At 71.8% G+C, this 13,011-nt stretch carries 11 protein-coding genes; 3 read left to right on the top strand and 8 right to left on the bottom strand.

What is annotated here, in order from left to right; all coding sequences use genetic code 11:
- Positions 1–96: 96 nt before the first annotated feature.
- The 7 genes from QE410_RS16005 to QE410_RS15975 form a co-directional block, all read right to left on the bottom strand.
- Positions 97–2,034 (bottom strand): YhgE/Pip domain-containing protein, encoded by a 1,938-nt coding sequence (locus QE410_RS16005; RefSeq protein WP_307333827.1) that lies wholly within the window; start codon positions 2,032–2,034, stop codon positions 97–99.
- Complete coding sequence (locus QE410_RS16000; RefSeq protein WP_307333825.1) at positions 2,031–2,627, bottom strand: hypothetical protein; 597 nt, start codon at positions 2,625–2,627, stop codon at positions 2,031–2,033. Before QE410_RS16000 ends, QE410_RS16005 begins: the two co-directional genes overlap by 4 nt.
- Positions 2,624–3,229 carry a TetR/AcrR family transcriptional regulator gene (locus tag QE410_RS15995; RefSeq protein WP_307333823.1) on the bottom strand — a complete coding sequence of 202 codons (606 nt, stop codon included), beginning with the start codon at positions 3,227–3,229 and terminating at the stop codon, positions 2,624–2,626. Before QE410_RS15995 ends, QE410_RS16000 begins: the two co-directional genes overlap by 4 nt.
- A gap of 395 nt (positions 3,230–3,624) precedes the next feature.
- The gene (gene argG / locus QE410_RS15990) at positions 3,625–5,067 is read right to left on the bottom strand and encodes an argininosuccinate synthase (RefSeq protein WP_307333821.1); all 1,443 of its coding nucleotides are present in this window, start codon (positions 5,065–5,067) and stop codon (positions 3,625–3,627) included.
- An 80-nt stretch (positions 5,068–5,147) separates the two neighbouring features.
- Positions 5,148–5,831 (bottom strand): peptidylprolyl isomerase, encoded by a 684-nt coding sequence (locus tag QE410_RS15985; RefSeq protein ID WP_307333819.1) that lies wholly within the window; start codon positions 5,829–5,831, stop codon positions 5,148–5,150.
- Between the two features lie 19 nt (positions 5,832–5,850).
- Positions 5,851–6,849, bottom strand: coding sequence for a glycoside hydrolase family 6 protein (locus QE410_RS15980; protein ID WP_307333817.1), 999 nt, complete (start codon positions 6,847–6,849; stop codon positions 5,851–5,853).
- A gap of 73 nt (positions 6,850–6,922) precedes the next feature.
- Positions 6,923–7,636: a Pr6Pr family membrane protein gene (locus QE410_RS15975; protein WP_307333815.1), complete on the bottom strand. Its 714-nt coding sequence runs from the start codon at positions 7,634–7,636 to the stop codon at positions 6,923–6,925.
- 513 nt (positions 7,637–8,149) lie between these two features.
- On the opposite strand from QE410_RS15975, the gene QE410_RS15970 reads away from it, so the two are divergent.
- Positions 8,150–9,436, top strand: a complete 1,287-nt coding sequence (locus QE410_RS15970) for an adenylosuccinate synthase (protein WP_307333814.1) — start codon at positions 8,150–8,152, stop codon at positions 9,434–9,436.
- Entirely contained in the window at positions 9,436–10,635 is a 1,200-nt protein-coding gene (locus QE410_RS15965; RefSeq protein ID WP_307333813.1) for a beta-propeller fold lactonase family protein, read from the top strand. The genes QE410_RS15970 and QE410_RS15965 overlap by 1 nt, the downstream gene beginning before the upstream one ends.
- Before the next feature lie 650 nt (positions 10,636–11,285).
- On the opposite strand, the gene QE410_RS15960 is transcribed toward QE410_RS15965, so the two are convergent.
- A complete protein-coding gene (locus tag QE410_RS15960) occupies positions 11,286–12,410 on the bottom strand; it encodes an AI-2E family transporter (RefSeq protein ID WP_307333811.1) in 1,125 nt (374 codons plus the stop codon).
- 80 nt (positions 12,411–12,490) lie between these two features.
- Here QE410_RS15960 and QE410_RS15955 point away from each other — a divergent pair, with 80 nt between their 5' ends.
- On the top strand, positions 12,491–12,796 hold the full coding sequence (locus tag QE410_RS15955) for a chorismate mutase (RefSeq protein WP_307333808.1): 306 nt from the start codon (positions 12,491–12,493) through the stop codon (positions 12,794–12,796).
- The last annotated feature ends 215 nt before the right edge of the window (positions 12,797–13,011 follow it).

Below are 13,011 nucleotides of genomic sequence, written 5' to 3'. Positions count from 1 at the left end.
GGGAGCGCGGTTGCGGGGCGCGGTCCCTTCGACAGGCTCGGGACCCGGGTGAGACTGCCGGACACGCCGCAACGTGCCGGAGCCGCCGGGACCGCGTCAGCCGATCAGGCTCGGCTGCAGGTCCTTCAGCGTGCGGTGATGCGTCATCCGCGTCACGCCGATCGCCGCCACCAGCACGCCGCCGACCATCCACGCGCCCAGCACCAGCAGGTCCGGCCCGACGCGCGAGACGTCGCCGCCGTACATGACCTGTCGCATGGCGTCCACCACGTATCCCATCGGGAGCACGTGATGAAGCGCCGCCAGCGGCGCGGGAAGCGTCTGCCACGGGAAGGTGCCGCCCGCGGTGACGAGCTGCAGCACCATCAGGACGAGCCCCAGGAACTGCCCCACGGAGCCGAGCCAGACGTTCAGCGCGAGCACGATCGCCGCGTACGTCGCCGAGGCGAAGACCAGGATGCCGAGAGCCGCCGCCGGATTCGCGAAAGAGAACTGCAGAGCGATCGCGAGCACCGTGAACAGGCCCACCATCTGCAGGGCGCCGAGTCCCGCCGGGGTCAGCCAGCCCGCGAGCGTCACGCGCACGGGAGACCGCAGCGCCGTGATCGCGCGCTTCGAGACGGGCTTGACGATGAGGAACAGCGCGTAGATGCCGATCCAGCCCGCCAGGGCGGCGAAGAACGGGGCGAGACCGGCGCCGTAGTTCTGCGCCTTCGTCACCGCGCTCGTGCCGACCGTGACCGGGTCGGAGATCGCCTGGGCCTGGGCCTGCCGGGTCGCATCGTCGGAGTCGGGGATCTGCTCGACACCCGCGGCGAGCCCGTCGCGCAGCTGCGTCGCCCCCGTCGAGAGCTGGCCGATGCCGCCGTCGAGCTGTGCGGCGCCGTCGCGCAGCTGCGCGGAGCCGTCGCGCAGCTGCGCGGCGCCGGATGCCGCGGTGCCCGCGCCGTCGGCGAGGGCCGAGGCTCCGTCGGCCGCGCTCGCCGCGCCGGTCGCGACGCTCGCGCTGCCCGCGGCGACCTGCCGGGCACCCGCGTCGAGCTGATCGATCTGGGTGACGGTTTCCTGCACGCGCTGGTTCGCGGAGGCGAGGCGGTCGCCCACCGGGTCGAGCCGGGCGAGGACCTCGTCGACGCGCGCCTGGTCGAGGCCGGCGTCGGTCAGGGCCTGCGCGATGTCGGCGCGCGCCTGGGGCAGCAGGGAGGCGGCATCGCCGGCCGCGGATCCGACGCGCTCGGCCGCGGCGTCGATGCGGTCCACGCCGCCGGCGACCTGTTGGGCACCCGCGGCGACCTGCGCGGAGCCGTCGCGCAGCTGCGCGGTGCCGTCGCGCAGCTGGTCCGCACCGGCCGAGAGCTGCGCGGTGCCGTCGGCCAGCTGCGACGCGCCGTCGGCGAGGGTCGCCGAGCCGCCGGCGAGCTGTGCGGAGCCGTCCTTCGCCGTCGCCAATCCGTCGACCAGCTGGGTCGCCCCGGAAGCGGCATCCACGAGTTTCAGGCGGATCGTGTGCAGGGCGTCGAGCAGGGTGAGCCCCGCTTCGTCGATGACCTTCTGTGCGACGGATGCCTGGATCCGCGCCACCGCTTGCGTGCCGATCGTCGAGGCGAGGTAGTTGTTCGCGTCGTTCGTGCGCAGCTCGATGTCGGCCTGGCGCGGGCTGTCGCTCGACAGCGAGGCCACGGCATCCGTGAAGTCGGCGGGCAGGGTCACGATGAAGTCGAAGTCGCCCGCCTGCAGGCCCGCGTCGGCCTGGTCGGACGAGACGCGGTGCCATTCGAACGTGTCGCTGTCGAGCAATTGCTCGGCCGCCTCGTCGCCGAGGTTGCGCTGCTGCCCGTTGACTTCGGCGCCCCGATCGTCGACGACGAGCGCCACGGGGACGCTGGAGAGGTTGCCGTAGGGGTCTTGGTTGGCCCAGAGGTAGAGGCCGCCGTACAGGATCGGCACGGCGAGCAGGGCGATCAGGGCGATCACCGACATGCGCGTGGACGTGAGGCGGCGCAGCTCCGCCGTGATCATCTGCGGGATCTTCACCGCGCGACCTCCCGGGCGTCGATGGCGGTGCGTGAGGCGTGTCCGGCGATCACCAGCACGGCGTAACCGCGCTCGGCGAACTCCTCGGCGATCCGCCACCAGTCGAGCGGTTCGCCGCCGTGGCGGTCGGGGGCGACGAGTACGAGCCCCTCGACGTCGGCGCGCAGAGCCGCGAGCTCGAGCAGCAGCCGGATGCGCGCCGACGGCTCGATGTTGCCGATGGGCAGGCCGGCGATCGCGTCGAGTCCGACGCCCTCCAGCCACCGGGCGGCGGCGAACGGGGTGGGCGCGTGACCGGCGAACATCAGCTCCTCGGCGACGACGCCGGTGACCGAGACGTTCGGTTCGGGTTCCGACACGACGGGCGCGTCGACGAGGGCGATGCGGCGGCGCAGGGTCCTGGCATCCACCCGTCCGTCGACGGTGACGGTGCCGCGATCGGTCTTCATGCGGCCGGATGCCACGAGGCCCAGCACCGTGGGACGCTGCTCGGTCTCCGCGACGACGAGGCTCGCGCGTCCGGTCTCGAACGCCGTCGACGTTTCGGGCAGGGCGCTGCGGCCCTTGGCGACGGCGTTGACGACGATCTTCACGACGCCTCCAGATCAGGGTGTTCGGCGAGCAGCGCGCGCGCCTCGGTCCACGAGAGCCCCGCGATGCCGAGCACCGCGCAGACGGCGATCGCGCGTGCGGTCGCGCTCTCGGCGTCGACGCGCGCGACGACCGTGCGGCCGGTCTCTTCGAGCAGACGCGACAGCGTGGGGGCGGGGAGGTCGGTGCGCAGCTCTCCCGCTTCCTGCCCGCGGCGTACGATCTGGTCGATGCGGCGGCGCAGCGGCGCGAGGGCGGCCGAGGTCTCGGCGAGATGGGCGTCGTCGAGCGCGAGGGCCGCGGCGGCCTGCACGTGCGCGGCTTCACGCCAGAGTTCGGATGCCAGGCGGGCCAGCGCGACGCGCGAATCGGCGTCGTCGATGCCCGCGGCGATGGCGTTGAAACGCTCGGCGCCGGCGGCGATGACCTCGCGGACGATGGCGTTGCGGTCGTCGAAGTGGCCGTACAGGGCACGGCGCGAGAGGCCGGCGCGGCGGGCGATCGTGTCGATCGACGCCCGCGGGTCGTGGCCGATGGCGGCGGTGGCCGCGGTCAGGATGCCGGCGCGGTTCTCGACGGCGTCGCGGCGGGTGGAGGTGCTCACGGGGGACCAGTGTACGCCGAACTTGCACATGTGTGTGCAACTTGGTGCACGACCCGCGCGCGCCGTCGCCGCGCCTCACCTTCGGCCGCCGCCCCCTCGCTGACTTCGGCGAGATGAACGCCAAGATGCGCTCGGGGCGTGCATATGGCCGAAGTCACCGATCCCGGGCCCCGAGGACGTCGCGGCGGGTCCGGGCGCCGAGGACGTCGCGGCGGGTCCGGGCCCCGAGCGAGTCGCGGCGGGTCGCTCGCGACCCTCTCCTCGCTGACGTGCGCGAAAAGTACGTCGGGGCGGACTCCTCGCGCACATATGGCCGAAGTCAGCGGGGAGTTTCGACACCGAGCGCACGAGAGCCCGCGACGCTGCGCGCCGCGGGCTCTCGTCGAACGTGTGCGTCAGTCGGTGCCGGTGTCGAACGCGGCGGCCTCACCCGCGGCATCCGTCGCCTCGGCGAGACGCTCGCCGGCGGCGTCGAGCGGGGCGGCCGGCTCGGTGATCTCATGCGCACCGCCCGCGGCGACGTCTCCGACCAGCTCGCCGGTCGGGCCGCCGATGAGGCCGAGGCTTGCGTACTGCTCGAGACGGGCGCGCGAGTCGGCGATGTCGAGGTTTCGCATGGTGAGCTGGCCGATGCGGTCGACCGGGCCGAAGGCGGCGTCGCCGACGCGCTCCATCGAGAGCTTCTCGGGCGAGTACGACATTCCGGATGCCACGGTGTCGAGGATCGTGTAGTCCTCACCGCGGCGCAGGCGCACGGTGACCGAGCCGGTGATCGTCGACCCGACCCACTTCTGGATCGACTCGCGCAGCATGAGCGACTGCGGCTCGAGCCAACGGCCCTCGTACATGAGGCGCCCGAGGCGGCGACCCTGCTCGTGGTACGTCGCGAGGGTGTCTTCGTTGAGGATGCTGTTGACCAGACGCTCGTACGTGAGGAACAGCAGCGCCATACCGGGCGCCTCGTAGATGCCGCGCGACTTGGCCTCGATGATGCGGTTCTCGATCTGATCGCTCATGCCGAGGCCGTGACGACCGCCGATGGTGTTGGCCTCGCGGACGAGCGCGACCGGGTCGTCGAAGCGCGTGCCGTTGATCGCGACCGGGCGACCGGCCTCGAACTCGACCGTGACGTCTTCGGTCTCGATCTCGACCGCCGGGTCCCAGAAGCGCACGCCCATGATGGGCTCCACGATCTCGAGCGAGACGTCGAGGTGCTCGAGCGTCTTGGCCTCGTGCGTGGCGCCCCAGATGTTGGCATCCGTCGAGTACGCCTTCTCGGCGCTGTCACGGTAGGGGAAGTCGTGGGCGACGAGCCACTCGCTCATCTCTTTGCGGCCACCGAGCTCGGTGACGAAGTCGGCGTCGAGCCACGGCTTGTAGATGCGCAGGGCGGGGTTCGCGAGCAGGCCGTAGCGGTAGAACCGCTCGATGTCGTTGCCCTTGTAGGTCGAGCCGTCGCCCCAGATGTCGACGCCGTCTTCTTTCATCGCGCGCACGAGCAGCGTGCCGGTGACGGCGCGGCCCAGCGGCGTGGTGTTGAAGTACGTGCGTCCGCCCGAGCGGATGTGGAACGCGCCGCAGGCGAGGGCGACGAAGCCCTCTTCGACGAGGGCGGTCTTGCAGTCGACCAGGCGCGAGACCTCGGCGCCGTACTGCGTGGCACGGCCCGGGATCGACGCGATGTCGTCTTCGTCGTACTGCCCCAGGTCGCCGGTGTACGTGCAGGGGATGGCGCCCTTGTCGCGCATCCACGCGACAGCCACCGAGGTGTCGAGACCACCCGAGAAGGCGATGCCGACGCGCTCGCCGACGGGAAGGGACTGAAGGACCTTGGACATGCCTCGATTCTATGGCGGCACGACCACGCACCCCGACTCGGCGGGGCAGTCCGTTCCCTTTCGCCCCCTGGGGAGGAGGGTCAGCCGACGGTGACGCCGGTGATCGTCACGGGGTTCGCCGGGGCGCCGTCGCGCGCGCCGCCGGCGACGCCTCCCGCGGCGATCGACTGCACGACGGCGAGTCCCTCGGGCGACATCGTGCCGAAGACGGTGTAGTCCGGGTCGAGCTGCGTGTCTTCGTACACCAGGAAGAACTGCGAGCCGTTGGTGCCCGGTCCGGCGTTGGCCATCGCCACCGTGCCCGCGGGATACGTCTCGCTCCCGTCGAGCTCGTCGGCGAACCGGTAGCCCGGTCCACCACGGCCGGTGCCCGTCGGGTCGCCGCACTGCAGCACGAAGATGCCCGAGGTGGTCAGGCGGTGGCATTCGGTGTTCGAGAAGTACTGCTGCTGGGCGAGCGAGACGAAGCTCTCCACCGTGCACGGGGTGCGCTCGCCGTCGAGGGTCAGCGGGATGTCGCCGGCCGAGGTCTGCAGCACCGCTTGCACCTCACCGGTGGGCTGCTCGGTCCCCGCCGCCGGCGGCGTGACGTCGACCGCGGGCTGCCCCGAGGCGGGGTAGGCGCACTCGCCCGACACCGCGCCGGCGCTCGGCGTGCTCTCGCTCGAAGGGCTCGTCGCCGGAGCCGGCTCGGTCGACGCGCATCCGGCGAGCAGGAGCAGGGCGGATGCGGCGAGGGCCGCGGACATCAGTCGAGTGCGCACGCGCTCCAGGGTACGGCGTCTACCTGGTGCGGAGCGCGACGAGCTCCAGCGCCGCCTTCTCGAACCAGACGCCCGCCGCGGGACCGCCGTTGCACTCCCCATCGCTCTCGCCCGGGCGCTTGATCCACAGCAGGGCGTCCAGCCCCCCGCTGCCCGAGACGGCCCGCGGCGTGCTGCCGAGACCCACGCCGGAAGGGTTGCACCAGTCGCCCGTCCAGCCGCGTCCGTTGCGCGAGGTGTCGATCACGTAGCGGGCGGTGCCTCCGAGCAGCGTCCGCAGGCTCTCGGCGTAACGCTGCTCGTCGGCGGTGAGCTTGAAGTTCGAGACGTTGGTGGAGAAGCCGCGGGCGCTCGCCACTCCCGCGGCACGCAGTCGCTCCGCCATCGTCTCGGCGGGGATCCAGTTGGAGTTGCCGGCATCGATGTACGAGGGGACTCCCGCGTCGGCCAGGACGCGCACCGCGTCGGCGATGAGACCGAGGCGGTCTCCCTGCCCGTCGCACTGTCCGAGCATGGACAGCGCGTCGGGTTCGACGATGGCGACGGAGGGCGTTCCCCGCAGCGTCTGCGCGACCAGGCGGGTCCACCGCTGGTACCCGGCAGCGTCGAAGCCCCCGGAGGAGTAGAAGTCGCAGTCGCGGGCCGGAATCGCGTAGAGGACGAAGACCGCGGTCTTCTTCTGCTGGATCGCGGCTCCCGACTCCGCCTGCAGCACCCGGACGAGGGTCGCGTCGTCGTACCACTCGCCGAGCCAGACGGCGGTCGGCTGGCTCGCGATGACCCCGATCTGCTTCGCCACGCTCGTGCGCCCGGCTGCCGCGGCGGCTTTCTGCGCCTCCGCCGCGGCGGAGTAGGTGGGCAGGGCGGGTCCGGATGCCAGGGGGTTCGGGCTCGGGGCCGTCACCGCGGTGCCGACCTCGCGTGCGACGGCGGGCGTGCCCGCGAGGAAAGAGAGCAGGGCGGCGATGAGAGCACCCGCGAACAGGCGGTTCTTCCAGCGCGTCGAGCACAGTGGCATCCGGAACCGCTTTCTCTGCACGGGCGGGGCGACTCAGTATGCCCGGCGCGGTGCCTCGAGGCCAGAGCGGACCTCAGCGTCGCCGCGTGCCGCGCGCCGCGTGCCGCGTGCCGCGCGCCCGGCCGAGAGCGACGACGCCGAAAGCGAGCGCGACGATGCCCGACGCGATCACCACGATGTAGCCGATGACCGAGCCCCACCCGTGCGACGCCGGATCGAGGAACGGGTAGGGGTACCAGAACGGGGCGCCCGTGGTCGGGTTGGTGATCAGCGGGGCGCGCAGCAGCGTGTAGACGATCCACACGATGGGGAAGATCGCCGCCCCGAACGCGGCGACCCACGGCAGACGCCGACGATTCGGCCCGACGAGCACGTCGAGCAGCAGGAACAGCGGCCCCCACACGTGCATGACCTCGTTCGACCAGCCGACCGTCTCGGGCTGCAGCGCCACGGCGCGCAAGAGCAGGTTGTAGACCACCCCCGTGACGATCATGTACGTCGAGATCCACGCCAGTGCGGTGGCGAGCGCGAGCGGGTCGGTTTCGAGGGCACGTCGTCGCGCGAAGAAACGCGCGCCCGCCATGACGAGCACGACGGCGGCGGACGCGTTCGAAAGGATGGTGAAGTAGCTGAAGAAATTGGCGATCACCGTCGTCAGGTCGCGCTCTCGGTCGACCGCCCCCGACACCGTCGAGACGAGTTGTGCGAGCACAGCGGCGGCGATCAGCGCGGCGACGGCGACTTGGGCGAGGCTCCACCCGGTGGCCCACTCGCGTGATCGCAGCATCGGTCCAGGCTAGCGGTGGCCCGGTGTCGGGGGTCTGCGCCGTGTCGGCCCGGCGGCTGGGGCGGCGCCGTGTCGGCCCGGCGGCGTTCGCACCCGCATGGTGGTGTCCGCGCTGGCGCGGGGCCGTGGGGCGCGCGGGGTGGTGTTCGCGCCGGGGTGGGGTGGTGGGGCGCGCGGGAGGGCGGCCACGCCGACGCGGGGCGGTGGTGAGGGGAGGGGATGCGGGGCCGGGAGGGCGTGGGAGCGCTCACGTCTCCTCCGCTCGACACATCTACTCCGCTCGACACGTCTCCTCCGCCGGTCACCGCGAGGGCTGCTGCGAGTGCGGCATCCCCGCGGCCAGCCCTCCGGCGCCCCCCCACCCGATCGCGCGCCGGTGTTGCGGAGCGGGGCGGCCCCGTCCCGCGCCCCCGCGCCAGCGCTGCCGGCCCGCGGCCGTTCGCGGTTCGGGGCGGTGTCGGACGTCCTCGATAGGATGGGGTGTACCGCCGGAATCAGACGCGAGGAGCGCACATGCCCGGAATCGTGATCGTCGGCGTCCAGTGGGGCGACGAGGGCAAGGGCAAGGCCACCGACCTGCTCGGTGAGCGCACCGACTGGGTGGTGAAGTTCAACGGCGGCAACAACGCCGGCCACACCGTCGTCATCGGCAACGAGAAGTATGCACTTCACCTGCTGCCCAGCGGCATCCTGTCTCCGGGCGTGACGCCCGTGATCGGCAACGGCGTCGTCGTCGACCTCGAAGTGCTCTTCAACGAGCTCGAGGCCCTCAACGCGCGTGGTCTCGACACGAGCCGCCTCAAGATCAGCGCCAACGCGCACATCATCACGCAATATCACCGCACGCTCGACAAGGTCACCGAGCGTTTCCTCGGCAAGCGCATGATCGGCACGACGGGCCGGGGCATCGGTCCCGCCTACGCCGACAAGATCAACCGCGTCGGCATCCGCGTGCAAGACCTCTTCGACGAGAACATCCTGCGGCAGAAGGTCGAGGGCGCCCTCGACCAGAAGAACCACCTGCTGGTCAAGATCTTCAATCGTCGTTCGATCACCGCAGACGAGATCGTCGACGACCTGCTCGCCTACGCGGAGCGCGTTCGCCCCATGGTGGCCGACACCTCGCTACTGCTGAACGACGCGCTCGAGGCGGGCGACGTCGTGGTGTTCGAGGGCGGTCAGGCCACCATGCTCGACGTCGACCACGGCACGTACCCCTTCGTGACCTCGTCGTCGGCGACGGCCGGTGGCGCGTCGACGGGCTCGGGCGTGGGCCCGAACCGGCTCGACCGCATCGTCGGCATCGTCAAGGCCTACACGACGCGCGTCGGCTCCGGCCCCTTCCCGACCGAGCTGTTCGACGAGAGCGGCGACTGGCTGCGCTCACGTGGGTTCGAGTTCGGCACAACGACCGGTCGCCCCCGCCGGGTCGGCTGGTACGACGCCCCCATCACGCGATACGCGACGCGCATCAACGGCATCACCGACCTCGTGCTCACCAAGCTCGACATCCTCGGCGGCCTCGAGCAGATCCCCGTGTGCGTCGCGTACGACGTCGACGGCGAGCGGTTCGACGACCTCCCGGTCAATCAGACCGACTTCCACCACGCGAAGCCGATCTACGAGAACTACCCGGGCTGGAGCGAAGACATCTCGACGGCGCGCACCTTCGAAGACTTGCCGCAGACCGCGCAAGATTACGTGCTCGCGCTCGAGAAGATGAGCGGCACACGCATCTCGGTCATCGGCGTCGGACCCGCGCGCGACCAGGTGATCGTGCGGCACGACCTCATCGACTGATGCGGTTCTGGGTCGGCGCCTACGCCCCCGACAACGGGTCGGCGGAGGGGATCGGCATCCTGCAGGCCAGTGAAGCCGATGCGCCGAGCGGCGGTGGCCCCCTCGGGATGGTCGCCACGGCCGTCGCCGCGCCCGGCTCGCCGTCGTGGATCGCCGCGCACCCGACACTCGACGTGCTCTATGCCGCGCTCGAGTTCGACGGCACCGTGCAGGCCTACCGTCGCGCGTCCGAGACACGCCTGACCCCGATGGGTCGTCCCGTCGAGGCGGGCGCGGCCGTGTGCCACATCGCCGTCTCGCCTGACGCGTCGTTCCTCATCGCCAGCTGCTGGGGCGACGGCCGCGTCGTGCGGATGGACCTGGATGCCACGGGCCGCCCGTCTCGTCCGGTGGTCGCCGCCGACGCCGTCGACCCCTACGGCGCCGCACCCACCGAGGGGACCGTGTCGACCGGGGCGCGGGTGTCGGGCGCGGTCGTCCCCGACCTCGCCGCCGCGGCCCGCGCGCTGCGCGAGGCGGCGGGTGAGGAGTACGCGCACCTCATCCCCGTTTACGACGAGCTGCCCGAGACCGATGCCGAGTCGGAGGAGGCCGCGGCCGGTGACCGCGTCTCGCGCGCGCACCAGGGCATCTTCCTCCCGGGCGGGCTCGTCGCCACCACCGACATGGGTCTCGACCTCGTCCGCATCTGGCGCGCGACGGGCGACGGCCTGCGGGCGGTCCAGGATGTCGTGCTGCCGAAGGGCAGCGGCCCACGACACGGAATCTGGCATCCGTCTGGCCACCTCTACGTCGTGACCGAGCTGAGCCGCGAGGTCTTCGTGCTCGCCCCCGATCGCGAGGGACGCTGGCACGTGCGCTCCGGGCAACCGCTCCTGGGCACCCTCGACACCGACACCGCCGCCGAACTCTGCGCGAGCCGCGACGGCTCCACGCTGTACGCCGGCGTGCGCGGTAGCGACACCGTCGGCGTGCTGTCGGTGCGCGGGGCGGGCGAGACGCTGCAGCTGCTCGCGTTGGCCGAAACGGGCACGCACTGGCCGCGCCACCACGTCGTCGTCGACGACACGCTGCTCGTCGCCGGGCAGCTGGCGCACGAGATCGTGTCGCTGCCCCTCGACGCGCGCACCGGGGTGCCGGGGCGAGTGCGTCACCGCACCGCGTCGCCGTCGCCGACGCGGCTGCTGCCGATGCGCTGAACCGTTCGGATTCGAGGCGAATCCGGCGCTGCGGCCGTGCGGTGGTGCCTGCTGCGGTGGTGCCTGTGCACGGCTGCGGGGGTTGTGGGGGACACGCCGGTGCGGTCGCCGTCGTGGCGGTGTGTCGTGCGGGGTCTCTGCCGTTGTGCACGGGTGGGGTGCGGCCGTGCGGTGGTGCCCGGGGCGGTGGTGCCCGTGCACGGCTGCGGGGGTTGTGGGGGACACGCCGGTGCCCGTGCACGGCTGCGGGGGTTGTGGGGGACACGCCGGTGCGGATGCCGTCGTGGCGGTGTGTCGTGCGGGGTCTCTGCCGTTGTGCACGGGTGGGGTGCGGCCGTGCGGTGGTTGCCTGCGGCGGTGGTGCCCGTGCACGGCTGCGGGGGTTGTGGGGGACACGCCGGTGCGGATGCCGTCGTGGCGGTGTGTCGTGTGGGGTCTCTGCCGTTGTGCACGGGTGGGGTGCGGCCGTGCGGTGGTGCCCGGGGCGGTGGTGCCCGTGCACGGTTGGAGTTCCGAACGGCGGCACGGTGCCGAGATGCCATCGGGGGCGGTGCCGTGCCACAGCGCCCCGGCGGCCGGCCCCGGCGCACCGCGCCCCCAAGCCCCAGCGCCCCGCGCCCCCGCGCCTCAGCGCCGCGGAAGGCGGTCGCCTACTTCTTGGCATCCTGTCGCGGGATCACGATCTGCTTGATGATCAGCAGAACGGATGCCGTGACGGGAATCGCGACGAGCGCGCCGAGAAGACCGAGCAGGGTGCCGCCGACGAGCGCGCCGATCACGACGAGCGCGCCGGGAATGGAGATCGTGCGGTTCATCACACGCGGTGTCAGCAGATATGCCTCCAGCTGCATGTAAACGAGGTAGGCGATGGCGAAGATCAATCCCGCGGTGGGGCTGACGATGAGCGTGAAGACGGTCGCGGTCGCCCAGAACAGCACCGACCCGACGAGAGGGATCAGCGTAATACCGAAGGCCATCGCGGCCAGCAGCGCCGCGAACGGCTGCTGCACGATCGTGAGAACGATGAAGGCGAACACCGCGTTGAACAGGGCGAGCACGACCATTCCGGCGAGGTAGCCGCCGACGGAGTCGGTGATCTGCCCCGTCATGTCGGCGACGGTCGCGCGACTGCGAGCCGGGGTGAGGCGTACGAGACTGTTCTTCATCCGCGGGAGGGATGCCAGGAAGTACAGGCTCAACACGAGCACGATGATGGCGCCCGAGACGAAAGTCCCGATGCTGATGCCCACCTGCAGGAGGCCACCGCCGATGGCCGCGATGTTGGACGGGTTCGTGGCGAAGTTCTGCACCTCTTTGAGCACGTCGCCGAGACTGTCGCCGAAGTTCGCCTCGACCCACCGCACGGCGTCGCTGTCGATGAGGTCGTTCACGAACGCGGGGATGTCGCCGACGAACTGCTCCACCTGCCGCACGACGGGCGGTATGAGCAACCAGAGCGACCCGGCGAGGATCAGCGCGAGACCGCCGAAGACGATGACGATCGACCACGCGCGCGACAGGCCGCGGCGCACCAGGAACCGCACGAGCGGGTCGAGGGCGAGGGCGACGAACAACGCGATCGCGATGTAGATGAGCACCGTCGACAGGTTCGACAGGGCGAAGGCCAGGAGCACGGCCGTGAGGCCGCCGAGCGTGAGGAAGAACCCCGCCGCGTACGGACGAGAGATCCCCGTCCACACGGGCCTGTCGCGCGAGGTCGGGGCGCCGGCCTCGGCTCCCGCGGCGGTGGGGTCGGGACGCGTCGATCGGCTCATGTTGACACTGTAGGACTCCCGGGTCGCGGCATTCGGACCGCCGCCCCACGCGGTAGGGTCGGAGCGATCTGGGAGGACACATGACCGACGCCGACCCCTCGACGATCCTGCAGGGGCTTCGCGGCAGCATCGACAACATCGACGCCGCGCTCATCTTCCTTCTGGCCGAGCGCTTCCGCTGCACCAAGCAGGTGGGCGTGCTCAAGGCGAAGCACGGGATGCCGGCATCCGACCCCGCTCGTGAGGAGCAGCAGATCGCCCGGCTCATGCGGTTGGCTGAAGACGCCGACCTCGATCCCGCCTTCGCCGAGAAGTGGTTCAACTTCGTCGTGGCCGAGGTGATCCGCCACCACCGCTCGGCGGCCGCGGAGTCGGTCAGCGACTGAGACCGCGACGCCCCCGTCCGTCGCCGCGGGCCGGGGCGCGTCCGCACGGCCGCCGTGGGCCACGGCGCTTCCGCGCCGCCGCCGTGGGCCGGGGACGCGTTCGCACGGCCGTCGCGGGCCACGGCGCGTCCGCGCCGTCGCCGCGGGCCGGGGAGGCGCCCGCGCCGCCGCCGCGGGCCGGGACGCACCCGTCCATCGCCGCGCGCTGGGACCCG

The sequence above is a fragment of the Microbacterium sp. SORGH_AS_1204 genome (assembly GCF_030818935.1).
GTDB lineage: Bacteria > Actinomycetota > Actinomycetes > Actinomycetales > Microbacteriaceae > Microbacterium.
The sequence above is the reverse complement of the archived record's forward strand: the minus strand, read 5'-3'. Positions and strand labels throughout refer to the sequence as shown.